Genomic DNA, 21,802 nt, shown 5'->3' on the forward strand with positions numbered 1-21,802 from the left:
TGCAAAGACCCGGGCCCCGGACGCGTCGTCCAAGGCCCGGGTCTGCATGGAGCAGCGCCGCGGCCGCGGTAGCCGCTACTTGACGCCCGCCTCCACGGTTTCGCTGGCCGCCGGCGTCGCTTTTTCCTCGGCGGGCGGAGGTGAAGTCTTCAGCTTGAACCGTTTGCCGAGGTCACCGCCGTCGCCGCTGCGGTTCTTGTTGAAGATATCGAAGCCGACGGCCAAAAGGAGTACCAGGCCCTTGATGAGCTGCTGGTAATCGGTGCCCAGGCCCAGGATGGACATGCCGTTGTTGAGCACTCCCATGATCAGGCCGCCGATCATGGCCCCCGCGACTGTTCCGATCCCACCGGTAACAGCGGCGCCGCCGATGAAGGCTGCAGCGATGGAGTCCAGTTCGAAGCCTGTTCCACCGGCGGGCTGCGCAGAGTTGAGCCGCGCGGTGAAGACCAGGCCTGCGAGCGCGGCGAGCACGCCCATGTTCACGAAGAGCCGGAACGTGACGGCCTTGGTCTTAATGCCTGACAGTTCAGCTGCATGGAGGTTGCCGCCGATCGCGTACGTGTGCCGCCCGAAGACGCTGTTGTTCATCAGGGCGGTGTAGGCGATCACCAGCACGGCCAGGACCACCAGGACGATCGGCGTGCCACGGTAGGAGGCCAGCAGGAAGGTGATGATGAGCATGAGTAGCGCCGTGAAGGCGGTCTTGATGACGAACCAGACCAGGGGTTCGCTCTCGAGGTCGAACTTCCTGCGGATCCTGCGCTCCTTGAGGGCCTGGATCAGCAGCGCCACGGTAGCGCCGGCACCCAGGATCACTGTGAGCCACTCCAGGACGGACGTGCCGCCGGAGATGTCAGGAAGGAAGCCGCCGCCCAGGGCCCGCAGTTCGGCGGGGAAGGGGGTGATCTGCTGGTTCTTGAGGGTGATGAGCGTGAGTCCGCGGAAGATCAGCATGCCCGCCAGTGTGACGATGAAGGCCGGGATCCCCACATAGGCGATCCAGTAGCCCTGCCAGGCGCCCACGAGGGCCCCGACCAGCAGGCAGGCCGGGATTGCGGCCCACCACGGCCAGCCCCAGTGCACAATCATGACGCCGGCCACGGCGCCGATAAAGCCGGCGACGGACCCGACGGAAAGATCGATGTGACCGGCGATGATCACCATCACCATGCCGATGGCCAGGATGAGGATGTAACTGTTCTGGACCACCAGGTTGGTGACGTTCTGCGGTTCCAGCAGGATCCCGCCGGTCAGCCCCTGGAACAGCAGGACGATCAGGATCAGGGCAACGAAGATGCCAACCTGGCGGAGGCGGCTTGTGAGGAATCCGAGCGATTCTCGTAAGGCGGACATTTCGCTATTCCTTCTCTTTGGTCATGTAGTGCATCAGGGTTTCCTGGGTGGCCTCGGCGATGGGGACTTCACCCGTTATGTGGCCGGCGGCGAGGGTGTAGATGCGGTCGCAGATGCCCAGGAGTTCGGGAAGTTCCGAGGAAATGACGATCACGGCTTTTCCTTCGGCCGCGAGTTTGGCGATGATCGTGTAGATCTCGTATTTGGCACCGACGTCGATCCCGCGGGTGGGTTCATCGAGGATGAGCACGTCCGGGTCGGAGAACATCCATTTGCTCAGCACCACCTTCTGCTGGTTGCCGCCGGAGAGCTTGCCGGTGATGGCGGCCACCGAGGGTGCTTTGATGTTCATGCTCTTCCGGTAGCCGTTGGCCACCACGGTCTCCTGGTTCTTGTCCACGAAGCCGCGTTTGGCGAGCTTGCGCAGAGCTGCCAGGGAGATGTTGCGCTTGATGTCCTCGATGAGGTTCAGGCCGTAGTGCTTGCGGTCCTCGGTGGCGTACGCAATGCCGTGCCGGATGGCGTCAGAGACAGTTGAGGTGTTGATTTCCTCGCCGTACTTGTAGACCTTGCCTGACGTTGCGGTGCCGTAGGTACGGCCGAAGACGCTCATGGCGAGTTCCGTGCGTCCGGCGCCCATCAGCCCGGCAAGTCCCACCACTTCGCCCTTCCTGACATGCAGGTTGGCGTTGCGGACCACCATGCGGCTGTGGTCCTGGGGATGCCGGACGGACCAGTCTTCGATCCGGAGGACTTCTTCGCCGATGTTCGGCTCGCGGTCCGGGTACAGGCTCTCCAGGTCACGTCCCACCATGCCGCGGATAATCCGTTCCTGGGTGATCTGGCCCTCATCGAGCCGAAGGGTCTCGATGGTTTTGCCGTCCCGGATGATGGTGACGGCGTCGGCCACCTTGCGGATTTCATTGAGTTTGTGGCTGATGATGATGCTGGTGACCCCCTGGCCCTTCAAATGGAGGATCAGATCCAGCAAGTGGCCGGAATCCTCGTCGTTGAGGGCGGCCGTGGGCTCGTCCAGGATGAGCAGCTTCACTTCCTTGGACAGCGCCTTGGCGATTTCCACGAGCTGCTGCTTGCCCACGCTGATGTGCTGGACGGGAGTGACGGGGTTTTCGTCTAGGCCCACGCGGGCCAGCAGCTTTGCTGCCTCCAGGTTGGTCTTGCGCCAGTCCACCCATCCGTTGGTGGCTTGTTCGTTGCCGAGGTAGATGTTCTCGGCGATTGAGAGGTACGGGCTCAGCGCCAGTTCCTGGTGGATGATCACGATGCCCCGCTTCTCGCTGTCCGAGATGCTGGAGAAGTTGCAGGGTTCGTTTTCGAAGAGGATTTCCCCGTCGAAGGTGTTGTGCGGATAGACGCCGGACAACACTTTCATGAGCGTTGACTTGCCGGCGCCGTTCTCACCGCAGATGGCGTGCACCTCGCCACGGTTCACATCCAAGGTGACGTCCTGCAGCGCTTTCACGCCGGGGAACGTCTTGGTGATTCCTCGCATTTGAAGAATGGGTGTGTTCATCGTCAATTCCCACTGACTGGTCGAAGCTTCACCTTCCTGCTGCTGCAGGAAGGTGCGGGCGGGGCTGTGGCCGGATGCAGGTCCGGCCACAGCCCGGGACGCTGACTACTTGACGTCGGCGTCGGTGTAGTAACCCGAGTCGATCAGTTCCTTTTTGTAGTTGTCCTTGGTGATGATCACGGACTTCAGCAGGAAGGCCGGGACAACCTTGACCTTGTTGTCGTAGGTCTTGGTGTCGTTGGTCTCCGGTTCCTGGCCCTTGAGGACTGCATCAACCATCTTGACGGCCTGGGCGCCGAGCTGGCGGGTGTCCTTGAAGATGGTGGAGTACTGCTCGCCGGCGACGATGGACTTCACGGAGCCCTTTTCGGCGTCCTGGCCGGTGACTACCGGAAGGCTTCCCTTGGCGTAGCCGCCGGTGCTGGTGAGGGCGGAGATAATGCCGATGGACAGGCCGTCGTACGGGGAGAGGACGCCGTTCAGCTTGGTGCCCGAGCTGTAGGCGGAGGTGAGAATGTCTTCCATCCGCTTCTGTGCCACGGGTGCCTGCCAGCGAAGGATGGCGGCCTGCTCAAACTTGGCCTGGCCGCTGGGGACCTTCAGCGTGCCGGCATCCAGGTACGGCTTGAGGGTGTCCATGGCGCCGGTCCAGAAGAAGTTGGCGTTGTTGTCGTCCGGGCTTCCGGCGAAGAGTTCGACGTTGAAGGGGCCCTTGCCGTCCACCTTCTTGCCGCTGGCATCGACCAGGCCCAGGCCGGTCAGCAGCGACGTGGCCTGCTGGACGCCTACGGTGTAGTTGTCGAACGTGGTGTAGTAGTCCACGTTCGGAGTGCCGTTGATGAGACGGTCGTAGGCGATGACCTTGACGTTCTGCTCCTTGGCCTTGGCCAGGACGTCGGTCAGGGTGGTGCCGTCAATCGCAGCGATGATCAGGGCTTTGGCGCCCTTCGTCAGCATGTTCTCGATCTGCGAGACCTGGGTTGGGATGTCGTCGTTGGCGAACTGGAGGTCCGTCTTGTAGCCGAGGTCTTTCAGGGACTTCTCAACGTTGGCGCCGTCGGCAATCCATCGTTCGGATGTCTGGGTTGGCATCGAGATGCCAACCAGCGAGTCGCCGGGCTTCGCAGCGCCGCTGGATTCGGTGGCTCCGCCACGGGAGCCGCAACCGGTGGCTCCCACGGTCAGGGCGAGGACAAGGGCCACCGCGCCCATGAGTTTTTTGATTCTCACCATTTTCTCCTTCCGCGGCAGCATTGCCGCGAAGTGTTGTTGGGCCGGGAAGCAACGATGCTCCCGGCCCTGGCCACATGGTTGATGTGTCGGTTCAATATAGACTGATTTGTGAACGCTAACAAGAGCCTCCTGACGGAAACTCCGAAAACCTTTGACCTCATTGACTTCTTCTTTGTTAGCGTTCACACTTGCTGCAGCACTTAGCTCGACCCTGACCCTACAAAACCGGTAATGAGGCCTCTGCCTCCCGGATGGAGGCAACCCCATGCCAGCTGCGTTGTTCACTTCCAGCTCCGACGTCCACCCCGACCACTGCGTGATCGGGGTGGACTACGGAACCCTGTCAGGCCGTGCCGTGGTGGTGCGGGTCCGCGACGGCAAGGAGCTCGGCAGCGCCGTCCATGAGTATCCCCATGCAGTGGTGACCGGCTCCCTGCCCAAAGACGTGGCGGGCGACGACGGAGCACGGCTTCCCGGGGAATGGGCGCTTCAGGTGCCCAACGACTACAGGGACGTCCTGCGCATAGCCGTTCCCGCCGCGGTGGCCGCCGCGGGGATCGCCCCGGCCGCCGTCGTCGGTATTGCCACTGACTTCACCGCCTGCACCATGGTGCCCGTCAAGGCCGACGGCACGCCCCTGAACGAATTGCCGGGCTATGCCAACCGGCCGCATGCCTACGTGAAGCTCTGGCGCCACCACGCCGCCCAAGGGCAGGCCGACCGGATCAACCGGCTGGCCGCCGAACGGGGCGAAGAGTGGCTTCCGCGGTACGGGGGCCTGATCTCCTCCGAGTGGGAGTTCGCCAAAGGCCTGCAGCTGCTGGAAGAGGATCCGGAGGCCTACGGCGCCATGGACCACTGGGTGGAGGCGGCCGACTGGATCGTCTGGCAGCTGTGCGGCCGCTACGTCCGCAACGCCTGCACCGCCGGCTACAAGGGCATCTACCAGGACGGGCGGTATCCCTCGGCGGATTTCCTGGCCGCCCTGAACCCGGACTTCAAGGACTTTGTCAGTTCCAAGCTGGAGCACGCCATCGGGCGGCTGGGGGACGCCGCCGGCACCCTGACGGCGGAGGCGGCAGCCTGGACCGGGCTGCCGGAGGGCATCGCCGTGGCCGTGGGAAACGTTGACGCCCACGTCACGGTCCCTGCCGCCAAGGCAGTGGAAGCCGGCCAGCTGGTGGCCATCATGGGCACCTCCACCTGCCACGTCATGAACGGCAACGAACTGCGGGAAGTGCCGGGAATGTGCGGGGCAGTGGACGGCGGCATCGTGCCGGGCCTGTGGGGCTACGAGGCCGGGCAGTCCGGCGTGGGGGACATCTTCGGCTGGTTCACCAAGTACGGCGTCCCGCCCGAATACCACCAGGCTGCCAGGGACGGCGGGCTGGGGATCCATGAGTACCTCACCGAACTGGCGTCGCGGCAGGCCATCGGGGAGCACGGCCTGATCGCACTCGACTGGCACTCGGGCAACCGCTCGGTGCTGGTGGACCATGAGCTGTCCGGCATCGTGGTGGGCCAGACCCTCGCCACCAGGCCCGAGGACACCTACCGCGCCCTGCTGGAAGCCACGGCCTTCGGAACCCGCACCATCGTGGACGCCTTCCGCGACGCCGGGGTTCCGGTCAGGGAATTCATCGTGGCCGGCGGCCTGCTCAAGAACAGGCTCCTGATGCAGATCTACGCGGACGCCACCGGCCTTCAGCTGTCCACCATCGGCTCGGAGCAGGGTCCGGCCCTGGGATCCGCCATCCACGCCGCCGTCGCCGCCGGAGAATACGCTGACATCCGGGAAGCTGCCGCCGCCATGGGTTCCGAACCCGGTGAGGTCTACACGCCCATCCCGGAAAACGTGGCCGCTTACGAGGAACTCTTCCAGGAGTACAAGGCCCTGCACGACTACTTTGGCCGCGGCGGCAACGACGTGATGCACCGGCTCAAGGCCATCCAGCGCAAAGCTGCCCGGACCGCCCTGCCCGGTGCCGGCTCCGCCGCCGAAACGGCCGTGGAGGTGTCCGCATGAGTGCAGGGAATGGAACCGGAACCGGGATCCTGGAAACCATCGCCCGGGTCCGTGAAGAAGTGTGCGCGCTGCATGCCGAGCTGACCCGCTACGAACTGGTGGTGTGGACCGCGGGCAACGTTTCCGCCCGGGTGCCGGGCACCGACCTGATGGTCATCAAGCCCTCCGGGGTCGCCTACCAGGACCTGACCCCGGAGCAGATGATCGTGACCGACCTGCACGGCACGCCCGTCAGGGGCACCAACGTCGGTGGCGGCGGCACGGTGGACTGGGGCAACCCGCCGCTGTCTCCGTCGTCGGACACAGCAGCGCACGCCTACGTCTACCGGCACATGCCGGAGGTGGGCGGCGTGGTGCACACCCACTCCACCTACGCCACCGCCTGGGCTGCGAGGGGGGAGGCCATCCCGTGCGTGCTGACCATGATGGGCGATGAGTTCGGCGGCTCCATCCCGGTGGGCCCGTTCGCGCTGATCGGCGACGACTCGATCGGCCACGGGATCGTGGAGACGCTGAAGAACTCCAATTCACCGGCTGTCCTGATGCAGAACCACGGTCCCTTCACCATCGGCAAGGACGCCCGCTCCGCCGTGAAGGCCGCCGTGATGTGTGAGGAGGTGGCCCGCACCGTCCACATTTCCAGGCAGCTGGGCGAGCCCCTGCCCATCGACCAGGGCTCCATCGACTCCCTCTATGCCCGCTACCAGAACGTCTACGGCCAATAAAAAGCACAGGCCAGTAATCCAGCGCCGCCACATCACTTCCCAGGAGAATCCATGAGCACCGCAGCAAACACTTCCCTCGACGGCTACGAGGTCTGGTTCCTCACCGGCAGCCAGCACCTGTACGGGGAGGAAGTCCTCAAGCAGGTGGCCGCCCAGTCCCAGGAGATCGCCAACCAGCTCAACGCCAATTCCGCCGTCCCGGTCAGGATTGTCTGGAAGCCTGTCCTCACGGATTCGGACGCCATCCGGCGCACGGCCCTGGAAGCGAACTCGGATGATTCCGTGATCGGTGTAACCGCCTGGATGCACACGTTCAGCCCGGCCAAGATGTGGATCCAGGGCCTGGACCTGCTGCGCAAGCCGCTGCTGCACCTGCACACCCAGGCCAACCGGGACCTGCCGTGGGCGGACATCGACTTCGACTTCATGAACCTGAACCAGGCCGCGCATGGAGACCGCGAGTTCGGGTACATCCAGTCCCGCCTGGGCATCGCCCGGAAGACCGTCGTCGGGCACGTCTCCAACCCTGACGTGGCACGCCAGGTGGGTTCCTGGCAGCGGGCCGCCGCCGGATGGGCCGCAGTCCGCACCCTGAAGCTGACCCGCTTCGGCGACAACATGCGCAACGTCGCCGTCACCGAAGGCGACAAGACCGAGGCGGAGCTGCGCTTCGGCGTCGCCGTGAACACGTGGTCCGTCAACGAGCTCGCCGAGGCCGTGCACGGCGCGGCGGAGGCCGACGTCGACGCCTTGGTGGCGGAATATGAGGACCTTTACGACGTGGTGCCGGAGCTCCGCGCAGGCGCGGCCAGGCATGAATCGCTGCGGTACGGGGCCCGGATCGAACTCGGCCTGCGCAGCTTCCTGGAGGCCAACGGCTCCGCCGCGTTCACCACGTCCTTCGAGGACCTGGGCGCCCTGCGCCAACTTCCCGGCCTCGCGGTGCAGAGGCTCATGGCCGCCGGGTACGGCTTCGGCGCCGAAGGCGACTGGAAGACCGCCATCCTGGTCCGCGCCGCGAAGGTGATGGGCGCAGGCCTGCCCGGCGGTGCCTCGCTCATGGAGGACTACACCTACCACCTGGAACCCGGGTCCGAGAAGATCCTGGGCGCGCACATGCTGGAAGTCTGCCCTTCACTCACGGCATCGAAGCCGCGCCTGGAAATCCACCCGCTGGGCATCGGCGGCAAGGAAGACCCGGTCCGCCTGGTGTTCGACGCCGATGCCTCCCCGGGCGTCGTCGTCGCCCTGTCCGACATGCGGGACCGTTTTCGCCTGGTGGCAAACGCCGTCGACGTCGTTCCCCTGGAGCAGCCGCTGCCCAACCTGCCCGTGGCCCGCGCCCTGTGGGAGCCCAAGCCGGACTTCGCAACCTCCGCCGCGGCATGGCTCACCGCCGGCGCCGCCCACCATACCGTTCTCTCCACCCAGGTGGGCATGGCAGTGTTCGAGGACTTCGCCGAGATCGCCAAAACCGAACTGCTGACCATTGACGAAGGCACCTCCATCCGGCAGTTCAAGAAGGACCTCAACTGGAACGCCGCCTACTACAAGCTGGCCGGCGGGATCTGACCCAGTGGCACGGCTGAGCTCCCGGCTCCTGCCACGGACAAGAACCTCGTGACGCGCGGCAAGCCGCGCCGGCTGCCGAGGCTTGAGGACGTGGCGGAGCTGGCCGGGGTCTCGCACCAGACCGTGTCACGGGTGGTCAACAACCACCCCAACGTGAGCGCGGGGACGCGGGAAAGAGTGGAAGCGGTGATAGCCCGGCTTGGCTACCGCCGCAACACCGCAGCCCGGAGCCTGGTCACCCGGCGCTCGCAGACCATCGGGGTCCTGGGCAGCGAGCTCTCCCAGTACGGTCCTGCCAATACATTGCTGGGCGTGGAACGCGCTGCAAGGGACGCGGGATATTTCGTCAGCGTCGCCGCGTTGCGGGAGTTCAGCCGCGACGCGATCCTGGACGCCGTCAGGCACTTCCTGGACCAGTCGGTGGACGGCATCGTGGTAATCGTTCCGCACCTTGAGACGCTGGCGGCGCTGGCGGAACTTCCCATCGGAGTGCCGGTGGTGGCCGTGGGACCCGATGGGAACGACACGGTTGGCGGCGTCAGGGTGGACCAGCGCCGCGGGGCTGAACTGGCCGTGCGGCACCTTATCGGGCAGGGGCACGTCCGGATCGGGCACGTCGCGGGGCCGCAGGACTGGATCGATGCCGTGGCGCGCGCCGACGGCTGGCGGTCCACCCTTGCCTCTGCCGGACTCGATACGGACCTGATCATCGAAGGTGACTGGAGCGCCGGCAGCGGCTACGAAATCGGCCGGCGGATCGCGGCGACCCGCCGGGCAACTGCCCTCTTCGTGGGCAACGACCAGATGGCCTTGGGAGTCCTTCGCGCACTGACCGAGGCCGGCATCAAAGTGCCGCAGGACGTGTCCGTGGTGGGCTTCGACGACCAGCCCGAGGCCGGCTACTTCAGTCCGCCGCTGACGGTGGTTCGGCAGGACTTCGAGGAACTGGGCCGGCGGTGCATGCAGATGATGTTCACGGCGTTCGACGGGACGGAAGGACCCCGGACACTGGTGGTGGAGCCGGAACTCGTCCTGCGCAGCAGCACGGCGCCGCCCGCCTGAAAAGTCCGCCCGGAGACCGGGCCGGCAGCTGATTTAATCCGGGGGAGACCGCCGCGAAACGTGGCCACAACAATCGCTGCGTAGGTTTCATTGCATGACGGACACCCTGCTCATCCGGCTCCGCGACTGGCTGCTGGATACGTTCACCTACGAATCCGAGTCCAATGCCGCCGGCGCCATGGCCGACGCCAGCCGGTGGGGCTGGCTTCCGGCCTTGAGTGGAGTGTCCCTGGGCGCCGACCAGGCCCGGTCCGAGCATGCAGGAACAGCGGGTGGAAGCGGCGGAATGTCTGCTTAGCCACACTATTGCGCCAGTAGGGCGATAATGCCCTAAACTGCTGCACTGAGGTGCCTGAATGGCGCTGCGCAGCAACGAAAGTGAACAGGCTATGGCTACCGATTACGATGCTCCACGCAAGCAGGAAGAAGAGTCGCCCGCCGACTCTCTTGAAGCCCTCCAGGCGTCGCGGAGCGGCAACGCGCAGACAGCGGTCATCGATGTCGACGAGAACGACACTGCCGAGGGCATTGACCTGCCGGGTGCGGATCTTTCCAACGAGGAACTGACGGTCATTGTTGTTCCCGAGCAGTCCGATGAGTTCACCTGCTCGTCGTGCTTCCTGGTCCGCCACCGCTCGCAGGTTGCCCGGGAAAAAGACGGCCTGAAGTACTGCCGCGACTGCGAAGGCTGACCCTTCTTCCGGATTGCCCGGCGCCGGCCACCCCCCTCGGGTGACCGGCGCTTCTTGTCTCCTGCCGCCGTCGTTATCCCGGTAACGGCAAGGTGCCGGAACAATGCCGAAAGAACACGGAACGGGTTCCAAACGGGCCGGCGGGAAGCCATGTTTCGGCTCTCGCTATACAGGGGCGTGATGAAGGGCGCCGCGGGTTAACGGTTGCGTGGCGAAGCGGCAACAAACCTCGTTTCGCGCCGTAAACGCTCCTACTCTTGAGCTATCCATTCGCTCCACACATGGGTGGCTCCAAAATGAAAAAGTTCTACACCTGGCTGGCTGCCATCCTCCTGGCGGCCGGGCTGGGAATCGTGGTTCCGGGGCCCGCCTCCGCTTCCACCTCCTACTGCGGGCTCGTATGGGGGTCTTTGGCCAAGGCCGACCAAAGCATGAGCACCGCCACCGTCACCAATGTCCGGACCGGGCAGCACTACTGCTTCGACAGGATGGTGGTGGACCTCAACGGCGCCGTTGCGGGTTATACCGTGCGGTACGTTCCACAGATAGTCCAGGACGGGTCCGGCTTTGCCATCCCCGTCCGGGGGAACGCGCGCCTGCAGGTGACGGTGAACTCGCCCGCCTACGACGAGGACTACAACTCCACCTACAACCCGCCGAACCAGGCTGAGCTCTCAAACGTTGCCCGCTACCAGACTTTCCGCCAGGTGGTCTTTGCCGGCAGCTACGAGGGCTACACCAGCATCGGGCTGGGCGTACGGGCCCGCCTGCCGTTCCGGGTCTTCACCCTGGACGGGCCGGGCTCCGGGTCGCGCCTGGTGGTTGACGTGGCGCACTACTGGTGACAGCCAGGCAATCAGCACCGAAGGTGCCGTTCCCCCGGTTTCCAGGGGAACGGCACCTTCCTTCGCCGGCGGTGACGGCCTCCGGAAGCCTCCGCGCCTTTACTCCGGGACCACCAGCGCGGGGGTATCCCGCTTAAGGGTCTCGCCGCGGAAGAAGCCGGGGCGGACCCTGGCCATGATGAGCATGACGACGGCACCGGACGCCAGGATGCCGACGCCCAGGACAAAGACCAGGCCCACCCCGAACACCTCCGAGCCGCTGCCGAACTCCGGCGCCCAGCTGTCCACGGCGGTCTGCAGGAACACTACGAACAGTCCCACGCCGCCCAGCACCGGGCATACCAGGCGGAGGAGGAAATGGCGCATGCTGTTGAACAGGCTGTGGCGGAAGTACCAGGCGCAGGCCAGGGCGGTGAGGCCGTAGTAGAAGCAGATCATCAGCCCGAGCGCCAGGATGGTGTCATTGAGGACATTCTCGCTGACCACGTGCATCACGGCGTAGAAGCCCGCGGACATGATGCCGGCGGCAACCGTGGCGAAGCCCGGCGTCGCAAACTTCCTGCTGACCCGGCTGAACGGCTCCGGAAGCGCGCCGTAGTACCCCATGGCCAGCAGGCTGCGGGACGGCGACATGAACGTGGACTGCAGGGACGCGGCGGAGCTGGACAGCACTGCCATGGACATAAGGATGGCGAACGGACCCATGATGGGAGAGGCCAGTGCCGTGAAGATGTTTTCGTGGATCTCGGTGTTGTTCAGGCCGTTGCCGGTATCACCTACGCCGGCGAACATCATGGTGGCGATGCTCACCGTCAGGTAGATCGCCAGGACGATCACGGCGGTCAGGGTTCCGGCCAGTCCTGCCGTCCTCTTGCCGTTGGAGGTTTCCTCATTGACGGTCAGGCAGACGTCCCAGCCCCAGTAGACAAAGATGGACAGTGAGATGCCTGCGGCGATCTGCCCGAAGGTCTCGATCCTGGTGACGTCGAACCACTCCCAGCTGAACGGGATGGCAGTGTCAGAGGCGGACCAGTTGGCGAAGGCCATGCCTACAAAGAGGCCCAGGACAAGCAGCTGGAATCCCACCAGGCTGTACTGGACCAGCTTGGTGGTGTGCAAGCCGCGGTAGCTGACCCAGACGGCCAGGGCCACAAACACAAAGCAGGTCAGCACGTTCAGGGCCTTGTTTGCCGCCAGGTCGGCGAGCTCCGGCGAGCCCGTCAGCTGGGAAAGGAAAAGGTAAAAAAAGTCGACGGCGACTCCCGCGAGGTTGGAGAGCACAATGATGTTGGCCGCCAGCAGGCCCCACCCGCCCATCCAGCCAACCCACGGGCCGAAGGCCTTGGTGACCCAGGTGAAGGTGGTGCCGCTGTCCGGGGAATCGGCGTTGAGTTCCCGGTAGGCAAGGGAGACCAGGATCATGGGGATGAAACCGATCAGGAAGATGACGGGCAGCTGGAGCCCGGCTTCGTTGACCGTGGGGCCAAGGGCGCTGGTCAAGGTGTAGGCGGGGGCGATGGTGGAAATGCCCAGGACGACGACGGCGAGAAGTCCCAGCTGCCCGCCCTTCAGTCCTTTGGGGCTCGTGCCGGCGGCTGCCGGTGAAGGCCTCCCGGAGCCGTAGGCGGATGTGCTGGTGCGGATGGTCTCGGTCATGGCACCACTTTCTGGAGAAGTTGAGACGACGGTCACTATATGAATGGCGTTCATTTAGTATGGAGGGGAGCGCCTCAGGAAGCAAGGAAAATAATGAACGGCGTTCTTTTGTTTCGGTTGTGAGCGATTTAGTAAGCTCACTGAGAAATTCCCCGCGAGCCCTCGGCCGTGCCCGCTGGTGCTGGTAGCGTCGGGCTTACTGGACCAATTGAGGAGGATGCATGAAAGCTTCACCGACACTGACCAACAACCTGCAGGCCGTGCTCGCCGACCTGATTGAACTGCACATCCAGGGCAAGCAGGCACACTGGAATATTGTGGGAACCAACTTCCGCGACCTCCACCTGCAGCTGGATGAGATCGTTGACGCTGCCCGCCAGTTCGCCGACGACACCGCCGAGCGGATGCGGGCCCTCCACGCCCTGCCTGACGGCCGCAGCTCCACCGTGGCCGGGTCCACCAGCCTGGCCCAGTTCCCTGACGGCCTGATCAGCACCAAGGATGCGATCGAGCGGATCGTGGCTGCCCTTGAGGCTGCCGTTGGCACCATGCGCAAGGTTCACGATGAGGTGGATGAAGAGGATCCCACCACCGCGGACCTGCTGCACGAGTTCATCGCCAAGCTGGAGCAGTTCGCCTGGATGGTCAATGCTGAAACCATGAAGCCCACCGCGAGCGTTACGGCGCCGGACTCCAAGTAGCAGCACCCGCGGCGAAGCGGCCTGCCCGGCGCCCGCAGCCGGAGCCACACGCTCCGGCTGCGGGCGCTTTGCTGTCACCGGCGGGGGCGCGCCTTGCGGCCTTCAGCTGGCTGCCTTGGGCACCTTCCGGAGTACGACGGCGGCGAGGACGGCCGCCGTCGCCATCAGTACCAGTCCAATCGCTGCGGTGACGTGCACCCCTGACTCGAAGGCCGAGCCGGCGGCCTGCCGGAGGGTGCTGGCCATGGGGCCCGGCAGGCCGGCTGCCAGGTCCATGGCTCCAGCGAGGGTCTCTCGGGCGTGCGCGGTGCTTTGGGCGGGGGCGGTTTCTGCGAGGCCGGCCGGAAGCCGCAAGTTGTGCTGGTAGGAAGCCGTGAGGATGGAACCCAGCACGGCGGTTCCCAAAACGGCGCCAATTTCGTACCCCGTCTCGGAAATCGCTGCCGCCGCCCCGGACTTTTCCGGCGGCACGCTTCCCAGGATGAGATCGTTGGAGATGGTCTCCGCCGTCCCCACGCCCAGTGCAAGGACCAGCAGCGCGCCGAGGAGCAGCGCGGGCCCGCCCCCGGTGCTTCCGAAAGCCACCATGCTGTAGCCGGCGGCGCTCATGGCGAGTCCTGCCGCCATCACGAAGCCCGGCCGTACTTTCCTCACCGCCGGCACCACGGCAAGGCCCGACACCATGGTGGCCACCAGTGCCGGGACCATGGCCATTCCGGCAGCCGAGGGGGACATGCCCTCAATGAGCTGGAGGTGCTGGGCGAGGAAGAGGATAAAGCCGTTGAATGAAAACAAGGCCAGGATATTGGCAGTGATGGCCATGCTGAACACCCTGTTCCGGAACAGGGGCAGGTCCAGCAGCGGACTGTGCAGCCGCTGCTGCCTGCGTACGAAGGCCGCGCCCATTGCCAGGCCGAGCGCCATGGTTCCGAGGGCTGTGGCACCCGGGCCTTCGGTGGCCAGGTCCTTGATCCCGTAAACCATGGGAACCATGGTGAATAGGGAGAGCAGGATGCTGGGCACGTCCACCTTCCCCGGTGACGGGTCCCTGGACTCCGGGATGAAGGCCGGGCCCAGGGCCAGGAGCGGCAGCATGATGGGCACTGCCACCAGGAGTACGGCTCCCCACCAGAACTGTTCCACCAGCCACCCGCCGAGGATGGGCCCCAGTGCGGCGCCGCCCGAGAATCCGGCGGCCCAGATGGCGATGGCCAACCTCCGCCGGTTGGGGTCCGGGAAGATGTTGCGGATCAGGGACAGCGTGGCGGGCATCAGCATGGCGCCGAAGAAGCCAAGGAAAGCCCTGCCTGCGATGAGCCATCCGGCGCTGGGGGCAAAAGCGGTTGCTGCCGAGACTGCGGCAAAGCCGATGCTGCCGATGACCAGCAGGCGGCGCCGGCCGATCCTGTCGCCCAGGCTTCCCATGGCAACCAGCAGCCCGGCCAACACCAGCGGGTAGGCGTCCACAATCCACAGCAGTTCTACTCCCGAGGTGCGGAGGGCGGCGGCAATGGCAGGCAGGGCGAAGGTCAGGGCTGTGTTGTCCACGGCTACCAGCAGGACCGGGAACATCAGCAGGCCCAGCGCCAGCCAGTCGCGCCAGCTGCCCCCGGGCAGGCCTGGCGCGGGCAATGCGGTTGGAGCCGGGCGGATGGTGCTCTGTTGGGAGGCGGCGGGCATGATCATGCTTTAACTATACCGTCTGGACGGTATAGTTAAGAAACAGCTTCGTGACCATGCATGATGGGAACCATGGCCAGAAAACCCGTTGCGCGAGATGCCGTCCTGGATGCCTTCGAAGAACTCCTGATCGACGTGGGGGAGCGGGCTGCCACCCTGGACGCGGTGGCCAAGCGCGCGGGCGTCTCCAAGGGGGGCCTCCTGTACCACTTCCCCAACAAGGAAGCGCTGATCGCCGCCACCCTTGAACGGCTGGACCGCCTGGCAGGGGAGGACCTCGCCGCCATGGCCTCCGCACCGGAGGGGGCGGCGGCATACTTCATCAAGTCGTCGCTGTGGTCCGATACTCCGATGGACCGCTCCTTTGTGGCCGTGACCCGGCTGGCGGAGGTGGCCCACGAGGAAGCCCGCCGCCGCTTCGCCGCCATCCAGCAGCAATGGCTGGAGCTTATCGGGCAGGACGTGGGCACGCCCATGGCAAAGGCAGTGCTGTACATGGGGGACGGGCTGTACTTCAACGCCATGTGGGAAAGCGGGCCGTCCGGGAAGGCGGGGAGCAGGCAGGCGGACGTGGCGGAACTCCTGTCAGCCGTGGAACGGCTACGGGGCTAGCTGACATTTGCCCCCGGGCCCGCGGCATAGGAGAATTGTGCTGTGTGCGGGCCGTTACCCGTGCGCCAAAGACAACCCAAATGAATAGCCTTTGATCTGCGGCGGGAGAGTTCTGCCAGAAGGTACAAGCAGGCGCCGTAGGAGCAATACCTCCCCAGGAATCTCACAGGCCCATGTACCGCCGCGGCGAGGCACCTCTGGAAAGCAGCACGCCGTCCGCTTTGAGGTCCGCTCCCCGGATCCCTTGACTGACGTGCTCACCGACGGTGCAAGCGGTGCCCGCGTGTTCAGGCAACGCGGAAACTCTCAGGTACAGATACAGAGCGGGGAGGACCCGAATCGATGCGGCGTATCCTGCGCCGCCTTAGTTATGGAGTTCCTCGTGACTGTATCTCCGGCCTCCGCCGTTCCGGCCACTGCCACCCCGGCAACTGCCGAACCCGCTTCTGCCGCCACCTTTGTTGACCGGCACATCGGCGCAAGGCGCAAGGCCGACGTCGAAACCATGCTCAAGGCCGTGGGCTACGACACCGTGGACGCGCTGGTTGATACCGCCGTCCCCAAGGACATCCGGCAGGACTCTGCGCTGGAACTGGCAGGTGCGCTGAGCGAGGTGGAGGCCCTCACTGAGCTCCGCCGGCTGGCCGGCAAGAACAAGACCGCGGTGCAGATGATCGGCCAGGGCTACTACGACACCGTCACGCCGCCGGTGATCCGCCGCAACATCCTCGAGGGCCCGGCGTGGTACACCGCATACACCCCGTACCAGCCGGAGATTTCCCAGGGCCGGCTCGAGGCGCTGCTGAACTTCCAGACCATGGTGCAGGACCTGGTGGGCCTGCCCATCGCCAATGCCTCCCTGCTGGACGAAGCAACGGCCGTGGCCGAGGCCGTGCTGATGATGCGGCGGGCCAATAAGAACGCAGATGCCCGGGACGGCAAGACTGTGCTGGATGCCGACTGCCTGCCGCAGACCATTGCCATCGTGAGGGGACGGGCAGAGGCACTGGGCTTCGAGGTGGAAGTGGCCGACCTTTCCAACGGACTTCCCGACGGCGCCATCAATGGTGTGGTGCTCCAGCAGCCGGGCGCTTCCGGCCGCGTCTTTGACCACGCCGCAGTGATTGCCGACGCCAAGAGCCGCGGGGCGCTGGTGACCGTGGCCGCCGACCTCCTGGCCCTCACCCTCATCACGCCTCCCGGCGAGCAGGGCGCGGACATCGCAGTGGGCTCCGCCCAGCGCTTCGGCGTCCCGCTGTTCTACGGCGGCCCGCACGCGGCCTACATGGCTGTGCAGAAGGGCCTCGAACGCTCCATGCCGGGCCGCCTCGTCGGTGTCTCGAAGGACAACGCCGGCGTTCCCGCCTACCGCCTGGCACTCCAGACCCGCGAGCAGCACATCCGCCGCGAGAAGGCCACGTCCAACATCTGTACCGCCCAGGCGTTGCTGGCCATCGTGGCTTCGATGTACGCCGTGTACCACGGCCCGGAGGGCCTGAAGGCGATCGCCCAGTCAGTACACTCCCACGCGAAGATGCTGGCCGCGTCCCTCAAGGCCGCCGGTTTGGACGTGCTGCACACCAGTTTCTTCGACACCGTCACCGTCTCCGTGCCGGGCAACGCTGCCGGGATCGTCGCTGCCGCCGAAGCCACGGGCATCAACCTGCGCCTCATCGACGCGGACACGGTGGGCTTCTCCGCCGATGAAACGACAACATCAGAAATTGCCGCCGGGGTGCTGAAGGCCTTCGGCGTCCCGGCCGCCGCGGACGGCGAGGGAGAATTCGCGCTGGACGCCGCCGTCGTGCGTTCCTCCGGGTACCTGCAGCACCCGGTGTTCAACACGCACCGTTCCGAGACCCAACTGCTGCGCTACATCAGGAAGCTTTCGGACCGTGACCTTGCGCTGGACCGCACCATGATCCCGCTGGGCTCCTGCACCATGAAGCTGAACGCCACGGCCGAGATGGAGGCCATCTCCTGGCCGGAGTTCGCCTCCATCCACCCCTTCGCCCCGGACTCCCAGACGGAGGGCTGGCGCGAACTGATTGCCGACCTCGAGGCGCAGCTGACCGAGATCACCGGGTACGACCAGGTGTCCATCCAGCCCAACGCCGGCTCCCAGGGCGAGCTCGCCGGCCTGCTGGCGATCCGCGGCTACCACCACTCCCGCGGGGACCAGCAGCGCAACGTCTGCCTGATCCCGGCATCGGCGCACGGCACCAACGCCGCGTCCGCAGTCCTGGCCGGCATGAAGGTGGTTGTGGTGGCCACGGCACCGGACGGAACCATTGACCACACTGACCTGTACGCCAAGATCGAAGCCAACAAGGATGCCCTGTCCTGCATCATGATCACGTACCCGTCCACTCACGGGGTGTACGACGCCGACGTCCGTGAAGTCTGCGACGCCGTCCACGCAGCCGGCGGCCAGGTATACATCGACGGCGCCAACCTCAACGCGCTTGTCGGGCTGGCGCAGCCGGGCAAGTTCGGCGGCGACGTTTCGCACCTGAACCTGCACAAGACCTTCTGCATCCCGCACGGCGGCGGCGGACCCGGCGTCGGCCCGGTTGCTGCCAAGGCCCACCTGGCACCGTTCATGCCCGGCAACGCCGCCACCTGGACCGAAGGCAACGACGTGCCGATCTCGGCGTCAAAGTACGGCTCCGCGGGCGTGCTCCCCATTTCCTGGGCGTACGTGAAGCTGATGGGCGGCCACGGACTCACCGAGGCCACCAAGTCCGCGCTGCTGGCAGCGAACTACGTCGCAGCCCGCCTGAACGATTTCTTCCCGGTCCTCTACACCGGCGAAGGCGGGCTTGTGGCACACGAGTGCATCCTTGACCTGCGCGAGCTCACGGCACGGACCGGGGTCACGGCCGAGGACGTGGCCAAGCGGCTCATCGACTACGGCTTCCACGCCCCCACCCTGGCCTTCCCCGTCGCGGGGACGCTCATGGTGGAGCCCACGGAGTCCGAGGACCTCGGGGAAATCGACCGCTTCATCGAGGCCATGATCGCGATCCGCGCCGAAATCGACCAGGTGGCGGACGGTGACTTCACTGTTGCAGAGAGCCCGCTCCGGAACGCTCCGCACACGGCCGCCGCGGCCATCAGCAGCGACTGGGACCGCGCCTACCCCCGCGAGCAGGCCGTGTTCCCGGTGAAATCGCTTAAGCAGGACAAGTACTTCCCGCCGGTGGGCCGCATCGACGGCGCAGCGGGGGACCGGAACCTGATCTGCTCCTGCCCGCCGCTTTCCGAGTTCGAAAACTAAGGACACGCTCCATGGCTGAGAAGCACACTGCCCTGTACGACGAGCACAAGAAGCTGGGGGCATCCTTCACCGACTTCGGCGGCTGGCAGATGCCGCTCAAGTACAGCTCCGAGCTCGCCGAACACCACGCCGTCCGGAATAGCGCCGGCCTGTTCGACCTCTCGCACATGGGCGAAGTCTGGGTGACCGGGCGGGACGCGGCCGCCTTCCTGGACTACGCGCTGGTGGGAAAGATCTCCGCCATGCCGGTGGGCAAGGCCAAGTACTCTCTGATCTGCAATGAGGACGGCGGCATCATCGACGACCTCATCACGTACCGCCGTCCCGCAACCGCCGGCAGCGCAGAAGGCAGTACCGACCGCTTCCTGGTGGTCCCCAACGCCGGCAACGCCGCAGTGGTGGCTGCTGAGCTTTCCAAGCGGGCTGCCAGGTTCGATGTGGAGGTGAATGACGCCTCCGCCGTGACGTCACTGATCGCCGTCCAAGGCCCCGCGGCGCAGGAACTGCTGCTCCGGCTGGTCCCCGCAGCCCGGCACAGCCAGGTGACGGAACTGAAGTACTATGCCGCCGTCGAGGTTCCGTTCCTGGTGGGCGGCGCCGGACTGGATTTGCTGCTCGCCCGCACCGGCTACACCGGCGAGGACGGGTTTGAGATCTTCGTGTCCAACGACGACGCCACCGGCCTGTGGCAGGCGCTCATCGCCATTGCCGAGGACGGGGAGCTGACCCCCGCCGGGCTGGCCTCACGCGACTCACTCCGGCTTGAGGCAGGCATGCCGCTCTACGGGAATGAGCTCTCCCTGCAGGGCGATCCCTTCGCCGCAGGCCTGGGACCCGTCGTCGCACTGTCCAAGGAAGGCGACTTCGTGGGGAAGGCGGCGCTCGCCGCGAAGAAGGACGCCGGCGCCGGCTCCACCACAGGCCGAAGGCTCGTCGGGCTCAAGGGACTCGGCCGCCGTGCAGGCCGGGCCCACTATCCGGTCCTCAAGGACGGCAAAGTGGTAGGCGAAGTCAGCTCCGGCCAGCCCTCACCCACCCTGGGGTACCCCATTGCCATGGCCTACGTGGACGTTGAGTTCACCGCTGTTGGCACCACCCTGGATATCGACCTGCGAGGTAAGGCAGAGCCGTTCGAAGTCGTCGACCTGCCGTTCTATAAACGCGCCAGGTAGGGCGCCTCCCCGTGGTCACCTTTGGCCCGGTGGGAGCGGCATCCTCCGCGTGCTGCTCCGTGGCTGGCTTCGGGACCGGCGGACCGGACTTTTCACGCGTGCTGGCTCGTTCCTCGCCTCTGACGCACGCTTCCGAAAAGCCCGGCTCCGCCGGCGCTCGTGCCCACGTCGCCTTGGTGACGCTCCACCCACCCATTACACGTCTCGTTAGGAATCCCACCATGGCCGTTGGCGTCTTTGATCTGTTTTCCATTGGGATCGGACCTTCGAGTTCTCATACTGTGGGGCCGATGCGGGCTGCTGCTGTTTTTGCTGAGGAGCTGAAGGCTTCGGGGGTGCTGGCGGGGGTGGCGTCGTTGCGGGTGGATTTGTATGGGTCGTTGGCGGCGACGGGCCACGGGCATGGGACGATGACGGCCATTTTGCTGGGTTTGGAGGGGTTCCATCCGGAGCTGATTTTGCCGGAGGAGGTGGAGGAGCGGCTGGCGGCGATCGCGGAGACGGGGTTGCTGCAGCTGGCCGGTGCGGTGGCGTTGCCGTACGGGGTGAAGGATATGGTGCTGCGGCCGTTGACTGTCCTGCCGCGGCACACGAACGGGATGACGTTCACGGTCTCCGACGCGTCGGGCGAGGTTCTGCATGCGGCGACGTTCTTTTCGGTGGGCGGCGGGTTCATTGTCCGTGAGGGTGAGGAGGACGCGGCCCAGCTGGAGCTGGAGGAGTCCAAGAAGGAGCTGCCGTTGCCGTTCCGGACCGCGGCGGAGTTGCTGGAGCATTGCCGGGAAACGGGGCTGGGCATCAGTGATGTGATGCGGGTGAACGAGGAGGACAGCCGCACCCCGGGGGAGATCCGGGCGGGCCTGCTGCACATCTATTCGGTGATGGAGGGGTGTGTGGCCGCGTCGCTGAAGCGTGAGGGGGTGCTGCCGGGCGGGTTGAAGGTCCGCCGCCGGGCCCCGGACTGGTATGACCGGCTGCGGAAGGAAAGCGCCCGGCCGGCCGGGTCCGAGGACGAAGGCGACGGGGCCGAGTTCCATGATCCGAAGTATTGGCAGGAGTGGGTTAATTTGATCGCCCTGGCGGTCAATGAGGAGAACGCCTCGGGCGGGCGGGTGGTCACGGCGCCGACGAACGGGGCGGCGGGGATCATCCCGGCGGTGCTGTATTACGCGCTGCATTTCGCGCCGGGGATGGAGAACGCGTCCCGGGCGGACCGGGAGGATGTGGTGGTGAAGTTCCTGCTCGCCGCGGGCGCGGTGGGGGTCCTGTACAAGGAGCAGGCGTCGATTTCGGGGGCTGAGGTGGGCTGCCAGGGCGAGGTGGGCTCGGCGTCGTCGATGGCCGCCGCAGGGCTGGCGGAGGTGATGGGCGGGACTCCGGCGCAGGTGGAGAACGCCGCGGAGATCGCGATGGAGCACAACCTGGGCCTGACCTGTGATCCGATCGGGGGCCTGGTGCAGGTGCCCTGCATTGAACGGAACGCGATCGCGGCGGCGAAGGCGATCAACGCGGCGAAGATGGCGCTCTGGGGCGACGGCTCGCACCGGGTTTCGCTGGACGAGGTCATCGTGACCATGCGGGAGACCGGCAAGGACATGAGCTCCAAATACAAGGAAACGGCCATGGGCGGCCTCGCCGTCAACGTCGTCGAATGCT

Annotated in this window: 17 protein-coding genes and 1 riboswitch; of the genes, 12 read left to right on the forward strand and 5 right to left on the reverse strand. The window is 65.6% G+C overall.

Annotated features, from left to right (window positions below; genetic code table 11):
* Positions 1-75: 75 nt before the first annotated feature.
* The 3 genes from mmsB to chvE all read right to left on the reverse strand — a co-directional run bounded on the left by mmsB (position 76) and on the right by chvE (position 4,123).
* Positions 76-1,356, reverse strand: a complete 1,281-nt coding sequence (gene mmsB, locus ACQ3DC_RS20320) for a multiple monosaccharide ABC transporter permease (RefSeq protein ID WP_157239081.1) — start codon at positions 1,354-1,356, stop codon at positions 76-78.
* A 4-nt stretch (positions 1,357-1,360) separates the two neighbouring features.
* Complete coding sequence (gene mmsA, locus ACQ3DC_RS20325) at positions 1,361-2,890, reverse strand: multiple monosaccharide ABC transporter ATP-binding protein (protein ID WP_157239080.1); 1,530 nt, start codon at positions 2,888-2,890, stop codon at positions 1,361-1,363.
* Between the two features lie 105 nt (positions 2,891-2,995).
* A complete protein-coding gene (gene chvE / locus ACQ3DC_RS20330; RefSeq protein WP_370460433.1) occupies positions 2,996-4,123 on the reverse strand; it encodes a multiple monosaccharide ABC transporter substrate-binding protein in 1,128 nt (375 codons plus the stop codon).
* Positions 4,124-4,388: 265 nt separating this feature from the next.
* On the opposite strand from chvE, the gene araB reads away from it, so the two are divergent.
* From araB to ACQ3DC_RS20365, 7 genes are all read left to right on the forward strand, one after another.
* Positions 4,389-6,149 (forward strand): ribulokinase, encoded by a 1,761-nt coding sequence (gene araB / locus ACQ3DC_RS20335; RefSeq protein WP_430753058.1) that lies wholly within the window; start codon positions 4,389-4,391, stop codon positions 6,147-6,149.
* On the forward strand, positions 6,146-6,874 hold the full coding sequence (locus ACQ3DC_RS20340; protein ID WP_157239074.1) for an L-ribulose-5-phosphate 4-epimerase: 729 nt from the start codon (positions 6,146-6,148) through the stop codon (positions 6,872-6,874). Before araB ends, ACQ3DC_RS20340 begins: the two co-directional genes overlap by 4 nt.
* 51 nt (positions 6,875-6,925) lie before the next feature.
* Entirely contained in the window at positions 6,926-8,446 is a 1,521-nt protein-coding gene (gene araA, locus ACQ3DC_RS20345; RefSeq protein WP_321215383.1) for an L-arabinose isomerase, read from the forward strand.
* Positions 8,447-8,494: 48 nt separating this feature from the next.
* Positions 8,495-9,508 (forward strand): LacI family DNA-binding transcriptional regulator, encoded by a 1,014-nt coding sequence (locus ACQ3DC_RS20350; protein WP_323056476.1) that lies wholly within the window; start codon positions 8,495-8,497, stop codon positions 9,506-9,508.
* Positions 9,509-9,602: 94 nt separating this feature from the next.
* On the forward strand, positions 9,603-9,806 hold the full coding sequence (locus ACQ3DC_RS20355) for a hypothetical protein (protein WP_157239070.1): 204 nt from the start codon (positions 9,603-9,605) through the stop codon (positions 9,804-9,806).
* A gap of 91 nt (positions 9,807-9,897) precedes the next feature.
* Positions 9,898-10,200 carry a DUF4193 domain-containing protein gene (locus tag ACQ3DC_RS20360; protein ID WP_018762118.1) on the forward strand — a complete coding sequence of 101 codons (303 nt, stop codon included), beginning with the start codon at positions 9,898-9,900 and terminating at the stop codon, positions 10,198-10,200.
* A gap of 296 nt (positions 10,201-10,496) precedes the next feature.
* Entirely contained in the window at positions 10,497-11,045 is a 549-nt protein-coding gene (locus ACQ3DC_RS20365) for an AMIN-like domain-containing (lipo)protein (protein WP_157239068.1), read from the forward strand.
* 99 nt (positions 11,046-11,144) lie between these two features.
* Here ACQ3DC_RS20365 and ACQ3DC_RS20370 read toward each other — a convergent pair whose 3' ends face one another.
* A complete protein-coding gene (locus ACQ3DC_RS20370) occupies positions 11,145-12,701 on the reverse strand; it encodes an APC family permease (protein ID WP_421094077.1) in 1,557 nt (518 codons plus the stop codon).
* A 221-nt stretch (positions 12,702-12,922) separates the two neighbouring features.
* Here ACQ3DC_RS20370 and ACQ3DC_RS20375 point away from each other — a divergent pair, with 221 nt between their 5' ends.
* The gene (locus tag ACQ3DC_RS20375) at positions 12,923-13,402 is read left to right on the forward strand and encodes a Dps family protein (RefSeq protein WP_157239065.1); all 480 of its coding nucleotides are present in this window, start codon (positions 12,923-12,925) and stop codon (positions 13,400-13,402) included.
* Positions 13,403-13,504: 102 nt separating this feature from the next.
* Here ACQ3DC_RS20375 and ACQ3DC_RS20380 read toward each other — a convergent pair whose 3' ends face one another.
* Positions 13,505-15,082, reverse strand: a complete 1,578-nt coding sequence (locus ACQ3DC_RS20380) for an MFS transporter (RefSeq protein WP_430753061.1) — start codon at positions 15,080-15,082, stop codon at positions 13,505-13,507.
* 72 nt (positions 15,083-15,154) lie between these two features.
* Here ACQ3DC_RS20380 and ACQ3DC_RS20385 point away from each other — a divergent pair, with 72 nt between their 5' ends.
* The 4 genes from ACQ3DC_RS20385 to ACQ3DC_RS20400 form a co-directional block, all read left to right on the forward strand.
* A complete protein-coding gene (locus ACQ3DC_RS20385; RefSeq protein ID WP_157239061.1) occupies positions 15,155-15,694 on the forward strand; it encodes a TetR/AcrR family transcriptional regulator in 540 nt (179 codons plus the stop codon).
* 92 nt (positions 15,695-15,786) lie between these two features.
* A riboswitch (glycine riboswitch) is annotated at positions 15,787-15,885 on the forward strand.
* A gap of 179 nt (positions 15,886-16,064) precedes the next feature.
* On the forward strand, positions 16,065-18,974 hold the full coding sequence (gcvP, locus tag ACQ3DC_RS20390; RefSeq protein WP_430753059.1) for an aminomethyl-transferring glycine dehydrogenase: 2,910 nt from the start codon (positions 16,065-16,067) through the stop codon (positions 18,972-18,974).
* Between the two features lie 11 nt (positions 18,975-18,985).
* Positions 18,986-20,146, forward strand: coding sequence for a glycine cleavage system aminomethyltransferase GcvT (gene gcvT / locus ACQ3DC_RS20395; RefSeq protein WP_421094075.1), 1,161 nt, complete (start codon positions 18,986-18,988; stop codon positions 20,144-20,146).
* A gap of 221 nt (positions 20,147-20,367) precedes the next feature.
* Positions 20,368-21,802, forward strand: a 1,435-nt coding sequence (locus ACQ3DC_RS20400; RefSeq protein WP_430753060.1) for an L-serine ammonia-lyase, incomplete at its 3' end; no start/stop codon positions are given.

This window comes from Paenarthrobacter sp. NEAU-H11, assembly GCF_050573415.1.
Lineage (GTDB): Bacteria > Actinomycetota > Actinomycetes > Actinomycetales > Micrococcaceae > Arthrobacter.

Coding starts and splice junctions, on each gene's coding strand:
- ACQ3DC_RS20360 (WP_018762118.1), top strand. CDS start 9,898: ATGGCTACCGATTACGATGCTCCACGCAAGCAGGAAGAAGAGTCGCCC.
- araA (WP_321215383.1), top strand. CDS start 6,926: ATGAGCACCGCAGCAAACACTTCCCTCGACGGCTACGAGGTCTGGTTC.
- ACQ3DC_RS20340 (WP_157239074.1), top strand. CDS start 6,146: ATGAGTGCAGGGAATGGAACCGGAACCGGGATCCTGGAAACCATCGCC.
- ACQ3DC_RS20370 (WP_421094077.1), bottom strand. CDS start 12,701: ATGACCGAGACCATCCGCACCAGCACATCCGCCTACGGCTCCGGGAGG.
- araB (WP_430753058.1), top strand. CDS start 4,389: ATGCCAGCTGCGTTGTTCACTTCCAGCTCCGACGTCCACCCCGACCAC.
- ACQ3DC_RS20355 (WP_157239070.1), top strand. CDS start 9,603: ATGACGGACACCCTGCTCATCCGGCTCCGCGACTGGCTGCTGGATACG.
- mmsA (WP_157239080.1), bottom strand. CDS start 2,890: ATGAACACACCCATTCTTCAAATGCGAGGAATCACCAAGACGTTCCCC.
- ACQ3DC_RS20385 (WP_157239061.1), top strand. CDS start 15,155: ATGGCCAGAAAACCCGTTGCGCGAGATGCCGTCCTGGATGCCTTCGAA.
- gcvT (WP_421094075.1), top strand. CDS start 18,986: ATGGCTGAGAAGCACACTGCCCTGTACGACGAGCACAAGAAGCTGGGG.
- mmsB (WP_157239081.1), bottom strand. CDS start 1,356: ATGTCCGCCTTACGAGAATCGCTCGGATTCCTCACAAGCCGCCTCCGC.
- chvE (WP_370460433.1), bottom strand. CDS start 4,123: ATGGTGAGAATCAAAAAACTCATGGGCGCGGTGGCCCTTGTCCTCGCC.
- ACQ3DC_RS20375 (WP_157239065.1), top strand. CDS start 12,923: ATGAAAGCTTCACCGACACTGACCAACAACCTGCAGGCCGTGCTCGCC.
- ACQ3DC_RS20380 (WP_430753061.1), bottom strand. CDS start 15,082: ATGCCCGCCGCCTCCCAACAGAGCACCATCCGCCCGGCTCCAACCGCA.
- gcvP (WP_430753059.1), top strand. CDS start 16,065: ATGGAGTTCCTCGTGACTGTATCTCCGGCCTCCGCCGTTCCGGCCACT.
- ACQ3DC_RS20365 (WP_157239068.1), top strand. CDS start 10,497: ATGAAAAAGTTCTACACCTGGCTGGCTGCCATCCTCCTGGCGGCCGGG.